Genomic DNA, 20,885 nt, shown 5'->3' with positions numbered 1-20,885 from the left:
AAAGTGCTATGAGAATCAGCGCGATGCAAATATAATCAATCAATTGGCATAAATGCAAATAAGCTTGACCTCAGTCCAGCATACTGGTTATAAAGTACACAATGTGGTGACGATATAGGTCAGCCATGCTAGAATATTGCCATTTATGCTCGTTTGTGTATTCCCTTTTGTTATATATACTAGGATGTATTTATCATGACCGTTATTCAGTTTATATTGATTGCCATTGCCGCGTTTATCGTGCTCTCAGGGCTGTTTATGGTCATTCGTAGCTTTAAGCGCCGCGGTGCTACCGAAGCTGCTGCGGTCAATTATGATAAAAATGGTATTCCCATCATACCGCGTCACGAGCGCAACATCGTCGATCAGCCAGACCTTGATGATACAGTCGCAGGCGAGACGAGCATCGGTCTAGATCGTAGCTACTTGGATGCTGTGGTTGAAGAAGAGCCATTGACGCAAGCGCATACCAACGTTGATGCTCAACTAATGGCTGAGCGTGACCATGTAGCAGCTGACGATCATGACGTCATCGATGAAGCCGACTACGCTCGCTGGCAAGAAGAGCAACGCCGTGCCGATAGTGCTGAGTTTGTAGAAGTCGCCGATCAGATGCATATCGAGCAAGAGCCTGATGCGTTCTCTAGCCTAATGTCAGCGACCGATAGCCTGATGCCAACTATCGATACGGCAGAAGAGCCAAGCTTCGATGACAATAGCCCGATACTGGATCAGCATCTATCAGAGTCAGGTGATGATGCGCAAAACGGCCCGTTGATTAATGCCAAAGACAATATCAATATCACCATCTTGCCGCACCAATATCGTGACCGCCCAGCGGCGATTATCCGTGGTCGTGACCTATTAGCGTTGATTGATAAATATGGTCTACGTTATGGCGCGATGAATATGTTCCATCGCTACGAGCAAAAAGACGGTACGGGTATGTTGTGGTTTAGTATGATGGGCATCACTGATAGCGGTATCGCGCCGTTTGATCCGCATAGTGTCGCGACCAACACTTATAACGGTGTCGTCGTATTCTTATCACTTCCGCATCCACAAGCCGTACGCAGCTTTGATAGTATGATGAGCATTGCTTATATGATGGCAAGCGACCTTGACGCGATTATGCTTGATGAAGAGAACGAACCAATCACGCCTGAATACAAGCAGCAGCTACGCAACCAAGTCCGTGATTATGAGGGCTAACGGTTTAAAAGCTACGAAAGTTAAAAGCTGATTAATAGCAGAAATCATAAAAAGGGCAAATAGCGATTAACGTTATTTGCCCTTTTTATTGGGCTATAGTTTCTGCAAAGTGCTAACCATAGTAGACTGAGCAAGCCTGACATAGTATTTGATTTATATAGGATTGACTATACCGAGCTTCCTACAAACTTGTTATCATATCGACATCTTGAATTGCAAAAAAGACGCCGACTATGACTGACTCTACCTCATCAAATAATTCTAAAAAACCATCTGCTCAAGTAGAAAACCAAGCGCCTGCCACATCTAATACATCCAGTCCGACCGACAGTAGTACCAATAATAGTGCAGAGATTGTCTCAAAAATGCGTGCGCTTATTGAAGCGATCAAAACGCATAACTATGCCTATTATGTGCTCGATAATCCGATATTAGAAGACAGCGAGTACGACCAATTGCGTCGCTCGTTGCTTGAGGTTGAAGAAGAATATCCAGATTTAGTGCAGCCAGACAGTCCAATCAATCAAGTCGGCGATATGCCGCTATCGGCCTTTACCCAAGTCACCCATGATATTCCGATGCTGTCGTTAGGCAACGTCTTTGAATATGATGATTTGCGCGATTTTATGCGCCGTGTCAATGACCGCCTCAGCGACTCACAGCAAAACCCTAAATATGAGATGGAGCTAAAGCTCGATGGACTGGCCGTCTCACTGAAATATGAGCATGGCAAATTTGTCCAAGCGGTCACGCGCGGTGATGGGCAGACAGGTGAAGATATTACCCAAAATGCTAAAACCATTCGTAACCTGCCACTATGGATAGCTGATGCTGCTGATATCGAGCTGTTAGAAGTGCGCGGTGAAGTATTGATGCCCAAGGCAGGGTTTGAACGTCTTAATCGATTGGCAGAAGAGAATGAGGGCAAAACCTTTGCCAATCCGCGCAATGCCGCTGCTGGTAGCTTACGTCAGCTAGATCCAGCGATAGCAGCAAGTCGTCCACTGGCATTCTATGGCTATTCGGTCAATCAAGGATTGCCAGATACTATCGACACGCAGTCAGGAGCGTTGGCATGGCTTACTGAGCTTGGATTTACGGTCAGCGCCGTAGAAGTGGTAGCAAATCCACGCGCCGCGCAGACCTATTATGAGTCAGTGATTGAGAGCCGTGCCAGTTTGCCTTTTGAAATCGATGGCATGGTAATTAAGGTAAACAGCCTTGCGTTACAGCAGCAGCTTGGCTACCTATCACGCGAGCCACGCTGGGCAACTGCCTATAAATTCCCTGCCGAAACGGTAATGACACGTCTCAACGATATCGAATGGCAAGTCGGCCGTACGGGTCAAATCACCCCAGTCGGTAAGCTTGAACCTGTCAAAGTTGGCGGCGTCACTGTCAGCAATGTCACCTTGCATAACTTTGGCGAGATTCAGCGTTTAGATGTGCGCGCAGGCGACACGGTCAGCGTCCATCGGGCGGGCGATGTCATCCCAAAAGTCACTCGTGTCTGGCACGATCAGCGCCCAGCTGATAGCGAGCCAGTCACGCTACCTTCGACTTGCCCTGTCTGCGACTCTCCCGTCGTGCTGCCAGAAGATGAAGCATTGGCGCGCTGCACGGGTGGATTATTTTGCCCAGCGCAGCAGCAAGAAGCACTTATTCATTTTGTCTCGCGCCGTGCGATGGATATCGATGGGCTTGGCTCAAGTTGGCTGATTAGCTTCTTTGAGCATGGTCTGGTCAAGACGGTCGCTGATATCTATCAGTTGCACAATCATGCGGATGAGATGGTTACTTTTGAGAAACTGGGTGAAAAATCGGTCCAGAATATCATCAACGCTATCGAAGCTAGCAAGCATACGACATTGGCTCGCTTTATCTATGCGCTTGGTATTCGTGGTGTTGGTGAAGGGACAGCACAAAATTTTGCTCAGCATTTTGGTGATTTAGATAGTCTGATGGCAGCCAGTATTGAGACTTTGATAAAAACACCAGATGTTGGAGAAATCACTGCCGAGCTGACTTATAAGTTCTTCCGTGCGCCGCATAATATCGAAGTGATTAACTCATTGCTTGAAGCTGGCGTTTATTGGGATAAGGTCGAGCAGGTCGCCTCAGAAGGTCTACCACTCGATGGGCAAACGTGGGTCATCACAGGTGCGCTCGATAGTATGGCGCGTGATGAAGCCAAAGCCAAACTACAAGCGTTGGGTGCAAAAGTATCAGGCAGCATCTCGGCAAAAACCACTGCGCTACTGGCAGGTGATAAGGCTGGCTCTAAACTGACCAAAGCGGAAAAATTGGGCGTTAAAATCGTGGGTGAGGAAGAGTTTTTGGCGATGGTTGGGGATGAGAGCCGTTAAAAAATTGCCCTGCTAACTGCTAACTGCTAACTGCTAACTGCTAACTGCGAGCAATAGCTCTTGTCTTGCGTCAGGCAAAACAGTGTTTTGCTTATGCCTTCTCAGGTTCGCAAGTGAAAATCCCTTAAAGGGGATTTTCTGGTTAGGTCATACTTTAATAACTCGCTCGTCCCTAGCGTAAGAGCAAAAGATAAAGATTTAAAAGCATGGCTTCAGCATCGCTTACTTTAATAGTGGGCAAATATGCGGGTCATGAGCCGTCTTTCTTTAATGGTTTACTCGGCGCTCGTCCCTCGCGTACAGTTTTCGTCTTTTGCTTTAGTAGAGAGTTACGGTTACTTTATTCATTCGCGCCAGAGTAAGCATTTTGCACATTTTTGAGTAGGGTGTGCCCAGCGCACTCTACAAATGAAATTACTCCACCATCTCACTATGTGCTTTTGCATCACCTTTCTTACCATCTGGCTGAATCACGATAGGTAATACTAACCCTTTAGCAAAGTCATCAGACAGTACATAGTCATAGCGACTGGCAGCGACATCAGGCGTGGTATGGATGATAAGCGTCATCTCATTGCCATCGGTTAGCTCATGTGAGACATAGGTTTCGCTGAGTTGATCTAATGCTTTCGATAGTGCTTCGTTACTTGCCATGCTCACTGTCAGATTGTGCTGAGCGGTCGCGGCGTCCACTTTGAAGTAATCTGCATAGTCTCGGACGTTTTGACTATCGATGGCAAATGGATACTTATAGTTGGTAGGGTCAGCAGGCTTTTCACCGCTATCTACCAGTGACCAGTCGATGGTGTCGGCTGCTGGTGCAGATGGATCTGCTGCTGTCTCCGCAGTTTGCTCAGTGGCATCGACAGAATCGGTAGCGTTATCGCAGCCTGTCAGCGCCCACATGCTTGCCGTTGCAATTACCATCATACTTATGAGACGCTTTGCCATCGAGTTACCCTTTTGATTGTTGGTCATAATTGATTTGCTCTATCTGCTATTTTGACAGCTTTCTTTGTGCTTCTCTAGCGAAATACATCAGATGGTAAGTTTTGATATAGTCTAATCCTCTATAAAAGAATGACAAAGTTAACCTCGCTTGCAGTATCACAGTTATATCTGCGCTCGGCTGCCTTATACTACTCTTAAATTGAATCAACTATATAGTCAAGTCTATATAAATCCGCTACATCGTCATCCTCGCTAAGCATACTAATGTATAACTTGCACTCGGTTTCCTTGTATCGAAATTATATTGAACTGACTATAAAACCGTCTATTTGAGACTGGTTTTTATAGCCGTCTTTATGCACGTATCAAACGAACACGCATAAAAAAGCAGCCACTATTTAATGACTGCTTTTTTTCTGTTGCGACTATTTGTCTATTACGATATGAGCTTATCTTTAATTGATTAGATTTGGCAGTTTACTTGGTATTCTTTACCGTCAGCCCATTTCATCGCAAAGATACCTTTGTCACCTTTCATGTGCCATGCATAGACGACTTCTGGGTTTGAGTCATTCACATAGCTTGCGACTTCGCCTTTCACTTTACCGTTTAGGATGATTGGCTGCTCGGCCCATTTTACTTTTGGTAGGGTAGCGTTGAGCATCACTTGTTCTTTGTTGATAGATTGCTTTGCCATGATTTTGCTGTCATCGGTACAGGTGTATGGTGCTGGTGCCATACGATCATAGGCAGCGGTTACTTTCTCTGGAACTGGCGTATCAGTTGCATCTGGGGTAGTTGGTGCGGTAGTGGCACAAGCGCTCAATAGGGCAAGGACTGGTAGGGTAGTCGCAATTTTAGTTATCATTTTCATAGTGCTCTCCAAAGCTTTTCGCTGATGTCATTTACTTGTTCTTAATGATGCGTTTAGCATATGAGGGTTATAGTAGCGAAAACGAACCATTTCAATGTTAGAAATTGTTCGTTACCTGTTAGCTTCGTTACCCAACCGCTGTCTAATGTAACTTGTAATCTGAGACATGGTGAAAAGTAAGCCGGATTAATTATGAAATCTGTGACTATAAACTTAGCGCATAAAAAAACGCCTATCAACGAGTGGCTGATAGGCGATTTTTTGTTTTACTTAACACGCTCTATATTGAGCATGCATTTTTATACTATGAACACTATTTGCTATGAATACTACTTGGTTTTACGTGGTGGTAGACCAGTATGCTGAGTCTGGAAATTGCCTTTGCTGACTTTTTTCTTACTGTTTTTACCGACAGTATTTTTACCTGCTGCACCTTTAGCTGAAGCACTGTTGTTTGACGAGCCATTACTACGCTTCACTGAGTCATTGCCAACACGGCTATTCTTTTTGCGTGCTGACTGATAAGTATCTTGCGCGGCATCACGCCCTTCTAAACTGGCGTTAAATGGTGGAATCAAGCAACCACGATTTTTACCAATCAAGTCACTACGACCCATGTCTTGTAGCGCTTTACGTAGTAATACCCAGTTTTTTGGATCATGATAGCGCAAGAACGCTTTATGCAGTTTGCGCTGCTTACCAGACTTGACGATATCCATGTCACCTTCATCACGGCTGACCTTATGTAGTGGGTCTTTGTGCGTGTGATACATGGTAGTCGCGGTCGCCATTGGGCTTGGATAAAACGCCTGTACTTGGTCAGCACGGTAGCCATTACTTTTGAGCCAAAGCGCAAGGTTCATCATATCTTCATCTTTGGTACCCGGATGGGCGGCGATGAAGTAAGGAATCAGATATTGCTCTTTGCCCGCTTCTTGGCTGAACTGTTCAAACATGGCTTTGAATTGATCATAGCTGCCCATGCCCGGCTTCATCATCTTCGATAGCACGCCTTCTTCAGAGTGCTCAGGCGCAATCTTGAGGTAACCACCGACGTGATGACTGACCAACTCTTTCACATATTCAGGATCTTTTACTGCCAAGTCATAACGTAAGCCTGAAGCAATCAGGATCTTTTTCACGCCTTTTATATCACGGGCTTTGCGATATAGCTTGGTCAAATTACTATGATCGGTAATCAGGTTTTCGCAGACGTCAGGATAGACACAAGACGGCTTACGGCAGTTCTTCTCAATGGTCTCGTCTTTACAGCTGAGGCGATACATATTGGCAGTCGGGCCACCAAGGTCAGATATCACACCAGTAAAGTTCGGGGCAGTATCACGAATCGCTTCTACTTCGCGCAAGATTGAGTCTTCTGAACGGCTTTGGATAATGCGGCCTTCATGCTCAGTGATCGAGCAGAAAGTACAACCACCAAAACAGCCACGCATGATATTGACCGAAAACTTAATCATGTCATAAGCAGGGATGCGCGCATCGCCATAGCTTGGATGCGGCAGGCGTGCATACGGCAAGTCAAACACATAATCCATCTCTTCAGTTGAGAGTGGCACTGGTGGCGGATTGAGCCAAACGTCGATAGAGGTATGCGAGTTACCAGCACCGCTACTATGACGCTGTACAAGCGCACGGGCGTTACCTGGATTGGTTTCTAGATGCAGGATACGACTTGCATGAGCATAAAGCACAGGGTCAGATTTGACGTGCTCGTAGTCAGGCAGACGAATCACTGTCTTTTCGCGTGGTGGCATTTTTAGCTTATGCTTACGTGCGGTCATTGGCTTATCAAAGCCGCGCATTTGTACCACTTGCGTCTCTTCATCGACTTGTTCAGCGTTGATAACTTTATTGGCAACTGGTTCTGCGACAAAACCCTGATATTGCGATGACATCGATGACATAGCTTGGCCAACAGGCGAGTCCGATGGTTTGTTCTGCTCAATTGAACAGCTATCAACGTCTTCAGTCATCACATAAGGGTTGATGATTGGATCGACACGGCCAACGGTATCGACATCATTACTCGCGACCTCAGTCATATCTTCTTGCCAATGACGACGAGTCGGGGTCAATAAGTAAGCCGTACCACGCAGTTTGCTCATTTGCTCAAAGCTATAGCCTTTAGACAGACCATGTACTACATCGACGATCGCACGCTCAGCATTACCATATAGTAAGACATCAGCACGCGCATCCAGCAAGATACTACGGCGTACTTTGTCTGACCAATAATCATAATGAGCGATACGACGTAAGCTACCTTCGATACCGCCCAAGATAATAGGCACATCAGGATAGGCTTCACGGCAACGCTGGCTATAGACGATAGCTGCGCGGTCAGGGCGTTTGTTTGCCACGTTGCCCGGAGAATAAGCGTCATCGCTACGGATTTTGCGATCGGCAGTATAGCGGTTGATCATGCTGTCCATGTTGCCCGCGGTCACGCCGTAAGCATAGACAGGTTTGCCCAATTCCATAAAAGCGTCTTTGCTCTTCCAATCTGGCTGAGCGATGATACCAACACGGAAGCCTTGCGACTCTAATAGACGACCGATGATGGCCATACCAAAGCTTGGATGATCGACATAGGCATCACCTGAGATGATGATGACGTCACAAGCATCCCAGCCCAGATCGTCCATCTCTTTGCGGCTCATCGGCAGATAAGGCGCCGGCTCGTAGCAGCTCGCCCAGTGTTTGTCATAATCATAAAGTGGCTTGGTGCCTTGTTTAAAGGCAGTGCGGGCGATGGTATCGGCAGACATGGGCGGACCTGTTAATTAGAAAAATGGCACTAAAAATACAGCCCTTATTACCCAATGATAATAAAGGCGAATTTAAAAGCGCTCATTTTAACATGAATCGCCTTCACTATGCGACCTATTCTATGAGGGGCGATTGCCGATAAGTTATTGATAGCGTGAGATAAACTGCTCATGCAAAGTAAGCTGCTAGCGCAACAAGATAATAGTAAAAATAGCTTAGCTATAACTGTCACGCTATTAGTTTCATCCCTAATTTTATATAGGTCATTATTAGCTCTATAAAACTTCCTTTTAATAATTAATCTCTACCCTAGTTCAATTTATAGCTACATTCTCGCAAACGTAATAGTCAAAATACCGACTTGGCTAATACTGGTCATTTGTTTTCTCATATTGATAAGTTTCTTTAATTTCTAATAATAGGTTTTGGCACAGGTTTTGCTCCACCCTTATTAGGGCTTATTTGTGTGCATTAATGAGTAAAAATAGTGCACCGATAAAATTTGAACGGATAGATAAGTGTTTGGAGATAAAATGAGAACATCATCTGGTGGACTGGACACGATAAAGACATTATTAAAACTATTACAATCATCAAAACTATCGCTAAGTAATAGGCTGGTGCTAAGTACAGTATTGTTTGCAGCAATGGGTAGCGCCCAAGCTGCTGAGGCCGACACATTGACCGTGGCACAGCTGCTCGAATATCAAAATATCGCTTGGATTATCTGGGGCGGGGTATTGGTGTTCTTTATGCAGGCAGGTTTTGCGCTACTGGAGAGTGGATCAGTACGCGCGAAAAATGCGGTAAACGTGATGATGAAAAATTACACTGACATGTGTATCGGCGGTCTAGCGTTCTACTTGGTTGGCTTTGGGCTGATGATGGGTACCAATCACTCAGGCTTTGTCGGTACAGACCATTTTATGCCAACAGCGCTTTCTAATATGGACTGGGCACTCATGTTCTTTCAGATGATGTTTGCAGCGACAGCGGTGACGATTGCGAGTGGTGCGATGGCAGAGCGCGTCTCGTTCATCGGCTATGCAGTCGCCGCCTGTTTGATTTGTTTGTTTATCTATCCTGTATTCGCCAGTTGGGTGTGGGGCGGATATTTCGGCGGTACAGGTTGGCTAGCTGAGCTTGGTTTTATTGATTTTGCTGGGTCTACCGTCGTGCATTCTATCGGTGGCTGGTTGGCATTGGCAGGTATTTTGGTCATTGGCCCAAGGCTAGGCCGCTTTGCACCTGATGGCACGCCAAGACTCATCGCAGGGCATAACATGACGTTGCTAGCGCTTGGCGGATTTATCTTATGGTTCGGCTGGTTCGGCTTCAATGCTGGATCGACATTGTCTATCACTGGCAATATTGGTCTAATCGCAGTCAATACTTTTGTCGCTGCAGTCAGTGCGGTGGTGAGTTATATGCTTATCTCCCGATCGCTCAACAAAGCCATTTTACTGAGCGATAGTGTCAATGCCAGCTTGATTGGTCTCGTATCGATTACCGCAGGTTGCGCGACCACGACGCCTGTCTTTGCCATTATTATTGGTGCGGTCGCTTCCGTGGTTTATATCTTATCATCGCAAGCGTTATTAAAATTCAAAGTAGACGATGTGGTCTCGGCAGTGGCAGTACATGGCTTTGGCGGTGCATGGGGTACGCTCGCAGCAGGATTGTTTTATACAGGAGATTTGTTTAACTTATCGCGTCTTGGTGTACAAGCGCTGGGCGTCGGCGTGGCGTTAGGTTGGGGACTGGGATTGGGGTTAGTGATGTATAAGCTTATCGATCTAAGCTTCGGGTTAAAAGCCAGCCGCTTACATGAGCAGCGCGGCCTTGATTATACTGAGCATGCAGAGCTTGGTTACCCTGAGTTTCAGAAGCAAATGTTTGATTCCAAGAGTTTAACTGAGCGGCATTTATAGGAGAGAGCTGATGAATATTGATACTCAATCCGTAGACCAAGCTGTGACTGCGATGGCAGAAGTGCTTGCCGATTATCTACATCCTGAAGAGGTGCGACTGCTTAAATCACAGTGGCAGCGATACTCGACTGTCTCTGTAAAAATGATGCAGCAGTGCGTCTTGGACGCGACACGGCGCTATCCTGAGCTGCAAGCTTATAAGTCTGATATTAGGAAAGGTTTTTGGGCTACGTTGCAAGCGGGGAGTCAGCAGACAGTCAAGGCTGACAGTCACAATAGCCATAATGAAACAGTCAAAGCGTCAGTCCCTGTCTCTGAGTTGGTTTTGGCATTTTATACTGTCATGGAAGCGCTGCGCAGTCAGCTATCAGAAACAGAAAGTCGCAACCTATTTCTGACCATGCACCAAACTGTTTCGCAAGAGCGCACCTTCAAAGGGCATAGTCTTAACATCAGTCAGTTTTTAGAAGGCAATCGCCCGTCTGTACCTGATAATGAGCACCTGTTAAATAATTTGATGCAGCTGGCTTATGTATGCTTATGCGATGTTGCAGGCCCTGTCGAAGCAGATGAGATGATGTTTCGAGCGGCAGAGAAGGCAAAACAAAACTACCCGAAAACATTGGTTGAAAAGTTATTCTAAAATGTTGAGTGGGCACGTTACGATTGAGAATGGAATACCTTTCGATAACGTGCCTTATATAAAAGGGCTTTTATAACGTAGCTTTCATAACGTACCTTAATACTAGACGATGAGCGGTCTAGTAGTTTAACGATCTAATCTAATAGCTGAAGTGGGAAAGTAACCACGTCAAAGGCGAGGGCAAAGGGGAGCAAGACCAGTTTTTGTGCGCCATTTGGACCGCTACGAGTGACGACATCTTGCTGAGTCTGTGTATAGAAGCTCACCGTATATGGCTTGGTCAGTGCGCGATAGTTTGACTGAATCAAACCCAAATTACTAACTTGCGGATAGATAGCGCCTTTGACAGGAACGTTAAAACAAAAGCGCTGAGCATTGATACGTTGATCACTCGCTGAGGTGCACTCTTTACCGTTATTTTGCAAAAAGAACTGATAATCTGAGCGCCCAAACTCATCTTTTAATTTGGCATAAGACAGTTTCATTTCACCTTGGAAGTACCCATCATTATTGGGTACATGAAAGCTCATGTCGTTATCCACTTGAATATTTTTTTGCGTGAGGTTACTCAGTAAGTTCACCATCTCTGTCCCACCTTGGGTGAGGACGTAGCTGTTCTTCTCTCCTACGATAACCATCGACGCGTTTGGCATTTTTGGTAACGCCTGAGCAGGACGACCAAAAGCAACAATTTGATCTTCAGACAGGACTTGCTTCGTCGTGCTGGTAGTGACATGTCCGCTATTGTCTAACAATGAGCTAGTCGCACAGCCTGAGCTGACGAGTACCGTAGCAAACAGAGCGCCTGCTATTATCTTTTTTGAATTTAACGGTTTTAGGTTTAATGGTTTTAGTGACGCTTTCATATTCTTCTTAGCAGCGTTTGTATGGTCAGTCATGATTAGGCTTCCTTGTCCAAAAAATAGGCTTACGAAATGGTTGATTAGAGTTTAATTTCCATCAGATATTTGGTGATATCGTACAGGGGTTAGAGGCAATTTAGTCACTCATCACCCATTGTCATAGGGTAGGCAACTTCAGCTTAGACGGATTAATTATAATTAATCTAGCGTGATTTTGGTTCCACTCTTGGTAAAGTTCATCACAAACTGGCTTTTGAAATTGCGCACATTATTTTCGTAAGTCAGTAAGCTGCGCGTGAACTGATGATAGTCGCTCATATTCTTTGCATTGACCATGAGCATAAAATCAAAATCACCTGATACTTCATAGCAGCTCATGATTCGCGATTGCGCGTCCATCAGGCGCTCAAATCGATGTTGCATTGAAGTGTTAGAGCGCTCCATTTCTATCATTACCACTGCTGTCAGGCCATAGCCCACTTTGTCAGGATTGACGATGGCTACTTGTTTGGTAATCACGTCACTATCTATGAGCGCTTGTATACGCCGCTGCGCCGTCGCAATGGATACATGCACTCGCTCTGCGACAGTTTTAAGCGGTAATGTCGCATCATCTTGCAGCAAATTTAAAATAGCTTTATCAATATTATCTAAAGTATGGCTCATATCAGGACATCCTTAATAGCAGAGTTTTCTATCGCTTTTTATAAATATTATCACTAAAAATTTTAATATAAGAAAATAGCTATTTATATGATATTACTTTGATAATATTATTCATAAATACGTCTATATAGAGATAATATATCAAAGCACCCTAGTAAAATAGACCGTACCAATCAGAGCTACTTCAAAAAAAGAGCTACCTATTGGTTTTCTACCATCTATTAATATCTACGGTGCTTATCATGTCTATCTCAATGCTCTCCAATGTATTCGCTAATACGCTAGCAACGACTGCTGCACGTTTGCCACTACCTGCGATTTGGACGACAGGTAGCGCACAACAACGCACTCTGATATTAGGGGTGTCTTTTGCCATATTGTCCAATGTGCTATTTGGCGTACTCTATGCCTATAGCAGTTTTTTGTCGCCATTATCAGGGACGCAGGTTTTTATATGGCGCATGCTCGCGATGTGGGCAGCGTTGGTCGGATACTTAATGGTCAGTGGACGTCTGGGACTGCACATTGATAAATTAAAAGTGTTAAAAGGCGCTAAACAGTGGGCGTGGCTGCTATTACCTACACCGATATTTCTCAGCCAGTTTTGGTTATTTATGTGGGCGCCAGTTAATGGACAAGGTGTGCAAACCGCAATGGGATACTTCTTATTCCCGTTAATGATGGTAGTGTTTGGTTGTGTCCTCTTTGGAGAAAAACTAAGCCGTTTGCAATGGTTGGCAGTGGCCTTTGCTGCATTGGGCGTGGGTAGTGAAGTTATCCGTACGCAAAGTGTCTCTTGGGCGACGCTATGGGTATGCGGTACGTATCCCGTTTACTACATTTTACGCCGACTGCAGGGAATTGGCGCAGTAACTGGGTTATTGGTTGATTTAACGATATTTGCGCCTTTTGCGCTGGCTTACTTGTTCTTCTTTGCCCCAAGTAGTTTGGCGCTAGTTAGCGGCTCTGGTTTCTTTATCATGATGCTAGTAGGTTTGGGTGTGCTCAGTGTCTTGGCGATGAAGACCAATATTGACGCCAGTCAAATGCTACCAGTCAACGTCTATGGCATGATGAGCTATTTGGAACCTGCGTTGCTATTTATTTTGGCAGTGACCGTACTAGGTAACCCATTTGAGTCAGCGATGATTTATAGCTACGGTCTGATTTGGTTAGGTATTGCGTGTTTGATTGCTCATGGTGTTAGGCAATTGCGTCAGGCTAGTAGAAAGACAGCATCGTCTTTAGAAGAGTAAGTGGCATAGAAGGCCACTGGCTAGATGTTATAAAGGTTTCTATTTTATAAAACTACTACTTTACAAAGCCTATTTTTGCCAACTAACGTTTAAAATGATTTTTATAAAATGTGATAGACAACAAAAAGGACGGCTCAGTAAATATTGAGCCGTCCTTTTTGACATAGATTAAATAACGCTTAATCTAAATGCTGTTTGAAACCGCGCTGCTTATCACGTTCCCAGTCACGATCTTTTAGCGTTTTACGTTTATCATGCTGCTTTTTACCCAATGCTAGGCCAATTTGGCATTTCACCAGTGAGTTTTTCCAGTAGCAAGACAGCGGTACGCAAGCGTAACCTTTCTGGTTGATTGCCCCAGATAGTTTCTCGATTTCACGACGGTTCAGCAGCAGTTTACGGGTACGAATACTGTCTGGGCTAACGTGCGTTGAGCTCGATAACAATGGCTGAATGTGTGCCCCAAACAGAAAGGCTTCGTTATTGCGGAATATGACGTACGCTTCAGTAATCGTCATTTTTCCTGCGCGAATGGCTTTGACTTCCCAACCTTGTAATGCCAGCCCTGCCTCAAAGGTTTCTTCGATAAAATACTCATGACGCGCCTTTTTATTGGCGCAAATCTGATTATCTGGCTTTTTTGATTTTTTTGACATAATTTCTCCATAAGGATGACCTAAAACACAGGCTCCTTATTTAATCAGTCCCACTAATTCCTCATCCTAATCCAATAACTGGTCTTGTTTTTTATTTCGATTATGAGATGGATGAGTCGAACTGCCTATTGTATCAAAGCCTCTGATGAAAAGGTAAATCAGCTGTTAGGACAAATGTAGCAGATAAGTATTAAGTTTGAGCAAAATTTGCTAGCATATGGCCTAATATCACCGATTATATCAGTCATGCTATGAGCCACTCTATTTCTCCCAATTCCTCAAAGCTACATACCAAAATTCTATACCCTGGTACCTTTGATCCTATTACCAATGGTCATGTAGATTTGGTCACACGCGCCGTCAAGCTATTTGATGAGGTCGTTATCGCGGTTGCCTCAGGCCATCATAAAAAACCCTTGTTCAATTTTGAAGAGCGCGTTGCTTTGGTCGAAACCGTATTTGCAGATTTACCGCAAGTATCTGTAATTGGTTTTGAAGGGCTGCTTGTTGACTTTATGCGTGAAAAAAACGCCACGGCAGTTTTACGTGGCTTGCGAGCGATGTCAGATTTTGAGTATGAGTTTCAGCTAGCCAATATGAATCGTGAGCTTGATGAAAACTTTGAGGCGGTATTTTTGACCCCCTCTCAAAACTACTCATTTATTTCATCTACCATGATTCGCGAAATTGCTAAGCTTGGCGGTGACGTCAATAAATTCGTTCCACCCTGTGTTTTGCAAGCATTCGACAAAAAGTTAAATATCAAATAAAAGATGCTGTATCAAAGATATGCTGCTAGCACTTGCTAAAACAGTAAGGAGCAGCCATATAGGACTGATATAAGCAAAAATATAAGGAACAGTTCATGGCACTATTAATCACTGATGAGTGCATCAACTGTGATGTGTGCGAGCCTGCTTGCCCCAATGAAGCCATCTCAGAAGGGGATGATATCTATGTCATCGACCCTGATCTATGTACAGAATGTGTTGGACATTTTGACGAGCCACAATGCGTTGTGATTTGTCCAGTTGACTGTATTCCTCACGATCCCAATCATGTCGAGACTGAAAGCGACCTGCTGTCTAAATACAAACGTATTACGGGTCAATAGAGTACTTATAAGCGATTGATGACGTTTGGATTTACAACGTTTTAGGGACAACACAATGACCATGGAAAAAGTAACCACGCAAACAACAACCACGCAATCCATCCAAGTCGTAAATGACTTCGATCAGCAACACCTTTGGCATCCTTATGCTAGCCTGCCACCCACTTATTCTAATATCGTAATCGATCGCGCTGAAGGTATTTATATCATCACCGAAGATGGCACGCGCCTGATCGATGGTATGTCGTCATGGTGGGCGAGCGTTCATGGTTATAACCATCCAAAATTGAATGACGCACTGACCCAGCAATTGGGTAAAATGGCGCATGTCATGTTTGGTGGATTGACTCATCAGCCAGCGATAGATTTGGGCAAAAAACTGCTCGACATTGTACCTGCTAGTCTCGATGCGATTTTTTATGCGGACAGTGGCAGTATCGCGGTAGAAGTGGCACTGAAAATGGCGCTGCAATATCAAGTGGCTGCCAAGCGTCCAAACAAGCAGCAGTTTGCATCAACCCATTCAGGGTATTATGGAGACACGTGGCACGCCATGAGTGTCTGCGATCCGGTCAATGGTATGCACAGCTTATATGGCAAACAGTTACCGATGCAGCATTTCGTCCCTGCGCCGCCACTTGGCTTTGATCGCGCATTGACAGTAGATGAGCGTGAATCATTAGCTCAGTTTTTTGTTGAGTATGGTGAGCAGCTGGCGGGTTTTATCATTGAGCCGATTATTCAGGGCGCAGGCGGGATGCGTTTTTATAGTCCTGAATATCTGCAATTGCTGCGTCAACTGTGTGATGAGCATGATGTACTATTGATTGCGGATGAAATCGCTACTGGGTTTGGGCGTAGTGGTAAATTATTTGCGTGTGAGCATGCAGCTATCAGCCCTAATATCATGACCATTGGCAAGGCGCTGACAGGTGGCTATATGACTTTTGCTGCAACGCTATGTACCCGCAAAATTGCCGATACCATCCATAATAGTGACTATCCAGCGCTGATGCATGGCCCAACTTTTATGGGCAATCCACTGGCTTGTGCAGTTGCGTGTGCATCGATTGATTTGATTATGTCTTATGATATTGAAGCGCGTACCGCAAATATGCAACGCATTATGGAGCAGCAGCTAGCACCAGCCGCGTTATTAGAAGGCGTTGCTGAAGTGCGCTGCTTGGGTGCGGTCGCTGTAATTGAGCTGCATGAAGCGGTTGATATGCCTGTATTTCAGTCTTTACTGATTGATAACGGTATCTGGGTCAGACCATTTGGTAAGCTGGTGTATATTATGCCACCCTACGTGATTACTGATGATGAGCTGACTACCTTATGCCAATCACTGTTAAAAGTAGTGCATACGTATTTAGAAAACCGAGGTCAACCATGAGTGTTCTATTTGTTTCTGGTATCGATACCGATATTGGTAAAACCTATGCCACTGGACTACTTGCCAAAGCACTTATGCAACAAGGTGTGAGTGTCATCACTCAAAAGCTGGTACAAACGGGTGTATCGATTAATCCAAGTAATGGTGAGATGAATATCGCTGATGATATCATCATTCATCGTCAATTAATGGACATACCTCTGCAGCAATGTGACCTCGATTTTACGACTTGTGCTCATCGTTATAAAAAGCCTGCGTCTCCTCATTTGGCTACTAAATTATCAGGGGAAACACTTGATCCTGATATGATTACCAATGCTACTAAGCGACTGCAATCTGAGTATGAGCTGGTACTACTAGAAGGTGCAGGTGGCTTACTTGTACCGATCACAGAGAATCTACTGATATTAGATTATATTGCCGAGCAAGGCAATCCAGTTATTTTGGTCACCTCTGGTCGATTGGGCAGCATCAATCATACGTTGCTGAGTTTAGAAGCTATAAAATCGCGCGGATTGATGGTACATAGCGTAATTTATAATCATATTCATGATGATGCTGAGCAAACGGATACTGAGATCGCAAATAGCACTATTGAGTTTCTACGAAAATATTTGGACAATCATTATCCCAAAGCGCATTGGTTACAGATTCCATATCTAAAAGGTAATGTGGTCGGTAATATTGAAACACTGCCAGAAAATTTTGTTTAGCTTATTTGTGTTTTCCTTAAAAATAAATCCAAAAGACATGCGCAGGCAGTCATAAGTTTGCTATACTAGCGCGCTTGGTAGACTAGGCGATCGCCGCTGCACACTGGCAACAGATGAGCAGGGGAGGAAAGTCCGGGCTACATAGGGCAGCGTGCCAGCTAACGGCTGGGCAGGGTAACTTGACGACCAGTGCAGCAGAGAGTAGACCGCCTTTAGTATCTTAGGATATTATCGGTAAGGGTGAAAGGGTGCGGTAAGAGCGCACCGCGTGGCTGGCAACAGTTCACGGCATGGTAAACTCCACGCGTAGCAAGACCAAATAGGCATCGGCATGGCGCGGCCCGCGTTCGATGCGGGTAGGTTGCTTGAGCGTATTAGCGATGATACGCCTAGAGGAATGATCGTCCACGACAGAACCCGGCTTATCGGTTTACCAAACCTTTTTTATTGTTTGTTGTAGTAATAGTTGCAATTAATCTGAATTAAATTCGTTTTTTTGCAAAAAATGCTTATTAGGGGTTGACGACAGTCAATAGCTTGGGCATAATGTGCAGCCTAAAACGGCGATGTAGCTCAGCTGGTTAGAGCGCATGACTCATAATCGTGAGGTCAAGAGTTCAAGTCTCTTCATCGCCACCATATATAGCAGTACTAAAGAAACCAATCTATTGAGATTGGTTTTTTTTTGCCCAAAATAAATGGTTTTATAAACTAGAAGCAATTGATACATAGATTTTTAAGTGTGATTTACTTACAGATTTCTTACTAAATCATAGGTTTATCAGGATATGTACAGATTAATTCTTGTAACTTATGTCGCGCTTACTTATCATAGGGGCTGTTTTCGGTAAAGTCCTGTAACGCCATGTCTGTACAACTACCTCCTTATCGTCCTATCAAGCATCGCAGTGGCCTTAAAGTCATGGGTGCAGCATTTCATGCACTGATCATGCGCGAGCTACAGACTCGCTTTGGTGGATATCGTTTAGGCTACCTTTGGGCGCCTTTAGAAATCATGTTTCAAGTTGCCATTTACCTAATAATATTTGGCGCTATCATGACTCGTGTGTTGCCTGGAATGGATTACATGCTATTTTTGGTTGCAGGTTTAGTACCATTTCGTATGATGAGTACAATAGCAACACGATCACTAGGGGCAGTAGAAGCCAATCAAGGACTTCTAATGTACCGTTCGGTACGTCATATTGATGTCATTATTGCACGTTCATTTCTAGAGTTAGTGATTTACTTTTTTACATTTGTACTATTACTAACCATACTGGCTTTTATCGGTATTCCTATTAGTTTTGCTAATCTTCACGTGGTGTTATTTTGCTGGCTAACCCTGTTTATATTTGGTTTTGGGCTAGCAATGATAATGATGGTGGTTGGTTATTATGGTGGTGAAATTAGCAAAGTTATTGGCTTAATTTTTACTATTTTATACTTTGTATCTGGAATTATGTATTCCATTCATATTATTCCTGAGCCATATCTAACTTATTTGTTATATATTCCATTTGTCCATAATATTGAGCTAATGAGAAATGCACTATCTCCTACTTATCCTGCATATCATATTGATATAGGATATTTTTTAAAGTGGATGGTAGGTGTTAATTTTCTAGGTTTATTGATGTATAAAGCAGTCGAAAAAGACCTTATTCGTTCGAAGTAATAGCAGGTAAATGAATGATTGAAATTAGGAACGTCTCTAAATCATTTATGACCAAAAAAGGTCGGCATTATCTATTCAAAGATTTGAATCTGACTATTGGTGATAAAAAAAGTGTGGGCTTGCTTGGTCGTAATGGTGCTGGGAAATCAACACTGTTACGCATTATATGTGGACTAGATAAGCCAGATCATGGAGAGATTATTACCAACTCGACTATTTCTTGGCCTGTCGGGGTCGCAGGTGGCTTTCAAGGTAGCCTAACAGGTCGTCAAAATGTCCGATTTGTTTGCCGCTTATATTCGAGCGGCCCTTATATTGATGAAAAAATTCGTTTTGTCGAAGAGTTTGCTGACATTGGTAATTACTTTGATATGCCAGTAAAAAGCTATTCATCAGGAATGAGAGCCCGCTTAACGTTCGGTTTAAGCTTGGCCTTTGATTTTGATTACTATATGCTCGATGAAGCGGGTGCTGTTGGTGATGCAGCATTCCGTAAGCGTAGTGAAGAGATTTTAGCGGCCCGCCGCGCACAAGCAGGATTTTTAATAGTGTCGCACAATATTGGCGATATCAAACGAAACTGCGATATTGGTATTGTACTAATGGATCAAACAGCACACGTGTTTGACGATACAACAGAAGCGATTGAGGTTTATGAAAAGCATATCCACAAAGCAAAAAAGTAAGATAATTAACTTCTCGCTGTTTATCGGCTTGGTCATTCTTCCTTGGTTACTCGTTATATACTATGTAATGACACTGGCGCATCCGCGTTTCGTTTCGACTGCTGACGTGGTAGTGAAGCAAGTCAGTGATTCGAGCGTACCATCTGGTGGTGGACTATCAGCTCTATTGGGCGTAAATAGTACCAGTAAAGAAGACGCGACCTATTTGACAGAGTATATTTTGTCAAATGATATGGTGAAGCGACTCGATAATAAGTTTAAGTTCCGTGAAGCTTACTATGTTGATGGTTCAGACCCTATTTATGAAATCGACCCTGATGCGACCCAAGAAGATTTGCTCGAATACTTCAAAAAACGGGTTCACATTGATCTTGACGAACAGAGCTATGTGCTTTCGGTATCAACAGAAGGCTTTGACTCAAAATATGCTTTCGAGCTGAACAAAGCTATCTTAGGAGAATCTGAGCGTTTTGTGAACCGCATTTCACAAGAAGTGGCTCGTGATCAATTGGCGTTTGCAGAGACTCAGTTAGACGAATCAGAAGAGCGTTTAAACGATGCCAAAGAGCAGCTATTAAACTATCAGAATGAAAACGAAATCTATGACCCACAAGCCAATGCGCAAATCGTCAATCAGTTAATTGGCAGCTTGCAAGCGCAATTAAGCTCATTGCGTACAGAAGAGCGTCAGCTACTCAGTTATCTAAATCCAGATGCGCCGCAAGTGGTTTCACTAAGAAGCCAGATAAAGGCTGTTGAAGAGCAAATCACTCAAGAACAAACCAAATTGACATCACCAAATACAACCAAATTAAACCGTCAAGCGGTACAGTTTGAGACCATCAAGGCAGATGTGGATTTTGCTACCGAGTTGTATAAATTGTCGTTGTCATCGCTTGAAAAATCAAGACTAGAAGCATTCAAGAAAATGAAAAACTTGATTGTGATCTCGACGCCCTATGAAGCTGAAGATGCAACTTATCCGCGCCAAGCGTATCTTATTTGGACATCGCTTGCATTGCTCTTAATGCTATACGGATTTGTACGTTTGGTAATGGCCGTGGTCCGTGATCACCGTAGCTAATCTTGA

18 protein-coding genes, 1 tRNA gene and 1 other RNA gene are annotated in these 20,885 nt (G+C 44.0%); 14 read left to right on the top strand and 6 right to left on the bottom strand.

Going from position 1 to position 20,885, the window contains the following annotated elements:
* Positions 1-195 precede the first annotated feature (195 nt).
* Both V6252_RS06380 and ligA read left to right on the top strand, forming a co-directional pair.
* The gene (locus tag V6252_RS06380; protein WP_341609783.1) at positions 196-1,212 is read left to right on the top strand and encodes a cell division protein ZipA C-terminal FtsZ-binding domain-containing protein; all 1,017 of its coding nucleotides are present in this window, start codon (positions 196-198) and stop codon (positions 1,210-1,212) included.
* 365 nt (positions 1,213-1,577) lie between these two features.
* Entirely contained in the window at positions 1,578-3,578 is a 2,001-nt protein-coding gene (ligA, locus tag V6252_RS06375; protein WP_341609914.1) for an NAD-dependent DNA ligase LigA, read from the top strand.
* Between the two features lie 414 nt (positions 3,579-3,992).
* On the opposite strand, the gene V6252_RS06370 is transcribed toward ligA, so the two are convergent.
* The 3 genes from V6252_RS06370 to V6252_RS06360 all read right to left on the bottom strand — a co-directional run bounded on the left by V6252_RS06370 (position 3,993) and on the right by V6252_RS06360 (position 8,192).
* The gene (locus V6252_RS06370; RefSeq protein WP_341609782.1) at positions 3,993-4,556 is read right to left on the bottom strand and encodes a hypothetical protein; all 564 of its coding nucleotides are present in this window, start codon (positions 4,554-4,556) and stop codon (positions 3,993-3,995) included.
* 436 nt (positions 4,557-4,992) lie between these two features.
* On the bottom strand, positions 4,993-5,403 hold the full coding sequence (locus V6252_RS06365) for a hypothetical protein (protein ID WP_134292608.1): 411 nt from the start codon (positions 5,401-5,403) through the stop codon (positions 4,993-4,995).
* A gap of 329 nt (positions 5,404-5,732) precedes the next feature.
* Complete coding sequence (locus V6252_RS06360) at positions 5,733-8,192, bottom strand: YgiQ family radical SAM protein (RefSeq protein ID WP_341609781.1); 2,460 nt, start codon at positions 8,190-8,192, stop codon at positions 5,733-5,735.
* Positions 8,193-8,840: 648 nt separating this feature from the next.
* Between V6252_RS06360 and V6252_RS06355 the strand changes: the two genes are divergently transcribed.
* Positions 8,841-10,124: an ammonium transporter gene (locus tag V6252_RS06355; protein WP_341609913.1), complete on the top strand. Its 1,284-nt coding sequence runs from the start codon at positions 8,841-8,843 to the stop codon at positions 10,122-10,124.
* Between the two features lie 10 nt (positions 10,125-10,134).
* Positions 10,135-10,767 carry a hypothetical protein gene (locus V6252_RS06350; RefSeq protein WP_341609780.1) on the top strand — a complete coding sequence of 211 codons (633 nt, stop codon included), beginning with the start codon at positions 10,135-10,137 and terminating at the stop codon, positions 10,765-10,767.
* A 134-nt stretch (positions 10,768-10,901) separates the two neighbouring features.
* On the opposite strand, the gene V6252_RS06345 is transcribed toward V6252_RS06350, so the two are convergent.
* Positions 10,902-11,666: a hypothetical protein gene (locus V6252_RS06345; RefSeq protein ID WP_341609779.1), complete on the bottom strand. Its 765-nt coding sequence runs from the start codon at positions 11,664-11,666 to the stop codon at positions 10,902-10,904.
* Between the two features lie 162 nt (positions 11,667-11,828).
* A complete protein-coding gene (locus V6252_RS06340; RefSeq protein WP_101204277.1) occupies positions 11,829-12,296 on the bottom strand; it encodes an Lrp/AsnC family transcriptional regulator in 468 nt (155 codons plus the stop codon).
* Between the two features lie 242 nt (positions 12,297-12,538).
* Between V6252_RS06340 and rarD the strand changes: the two genes are divergently transcribed.
* Positions 12,539-13,552 (top strand): EamA family transporter RarD, encoded by a 1,014-nt coding sequence (rarD, locus tag V6252_RS06335; protein ID WP_341609778.1) that lies wholly within the window; start codon positions 12,539-12,541, stop codon positions 13,550-13,552.
* Between the two features lie 179 nt (positions 13,553-13,731).
* Here rarD and smpB read toward each other — a convergent pair whose 3' ends face one another.
* Positions 13,732-14,208 (bottom strand): SsrA-binding protein SmpB, encoded by a 477-nt coding sequence (gene smpB / locus V6252_RS06330; RefSeq protein WP_057758370.1) that lies wholly within the window; start codon positions 14,206-14,208, stop codon positions 13,732-13,734.
* Between the two features lie 251 nt (positions 14,209-14,459).
* Here smpB and coaD point away from each other — a divergent pair, with 251 nt between their 5' ends.
* The 9 genes from coaD (at position 14,460) to V6252_RS06285 (ending at position 20,879) form a co-directional block, all read left to right on the top strand.
* A complete protein-coding gene (gene coaD, locus V6252_RS06325) occupies positions 14,460-14,978 on the top strand; it encodes a pantetheine-phosphate adenylyltransferase (protein WP_102078894.1) in 519 nt (172 codons plus the stop codon).
* A 95-nt stretch (positions 14,979-15,073) separates the two neighbouring features.
* Positions 15,074-15,322 carry a YfhL family 4Fe-4S dicluster ferredoxin gene (locus tag V6252_RS06320; RefSeq protein WP_021814308.1) on the top strand — a complete coding sequence of 83 codons (249 nt, stop codon included), beginning with the start codon at positions 15,074-15,076 and terminating at the stop codon, positions 15,320-15,322.
* A gap of 55 nt (positions 15,323-15,377) precedes the next feature.
* Complete coding sequence (gene bioA, locus V6252_RS06315) at positions 15,378-16,718, top strand: adenosylmethionine--8-amino-7-oxononanoate transaminase (protein WP_341609777.1); 1,341 nt, start codon at positions 15,378-15,380, stop codon at positions 16,716-16,718.
* Positions 16,715-17,431 (top strand): dethiobiotin synthase, encoded by a 717-nt coding sequence (gene bioD, locus V6252_RS06310; RefSeq protein ID WP_341609776.1) that lies wholly within the window; start codon positions 16,715-16,717, stop codon positions 17,429-17,431. Before bioA ends, bioD begins: the two co-directional genes overlap by 4 nt.
* A 74-nt stretch (positions 17,432-17,505) precedes the next feature.
* Positions 17,506-17,872: RNase P RNA component class A (gene rnpB / locus V6252_RS06305), an RNA gene on the top strand.
* 121 nt (positions 17,873-17,993) lie between these two features.
* A tRNA-Met gene (locus tag V6252_RS06300) sits at positions 17,994-18,070 on the top strand.
* Positions 18,071-18,296: 226 nt separating this feature from the next.
* Positions 18,297-19,109, top strand: a complete 813-nt coding sequence (locus V6252_RS06295; RefSeq protein ID WP_341609775.1) for an ABC transporter permease — start codon at positions 18,297-18,299, stop codon at positions 19,107-19,109.
* A 14-nt stretch (positions 19,110-19,123) separates the two neighbouring features.
* Positions 19,124-19,795 carry an ABC transporter ATP-binding protein gene (locus V6252_RS06290; protein WP_341609774.1) on the top strand — a complete coding sequence of 224 codons (672 nt, stop codon included), beginning with the start codon at positions 19,124-19,126 and terminating at the stop codon, positions 19,793-19,795.
* Positions 19,764-20,879: a capsule biosynthesis protein gene (locus V6252_RS06285; protein WP_341609773.1), complete on the top strand. Its 1,116-nt coding sequence runs from the start codon at positions 19,764-19,766 to the stop codon at positions 20,877-20,879. The genes V6252_RS06290 and V6252_RS06285 overlap by 32 nt, the downstream gene beginning before the upstream one ends.
* Positions 20,880-20,885 lie beyond the last annotated feature (6 nt).

Source organism: Psychrobacter proteolyticus, from assembly GCF_038155145.1.
Classification (GTDB): Bacteria; Pseudomonadota; Gammaproteobacteria; order Pseudomonadales; family Moraxellaceae; genus Psychrobacter; species Psychrobacter proteolyticus_B.
This window is presented reverse-complemented; position numbering and strand designations above follow the sequence as displayed.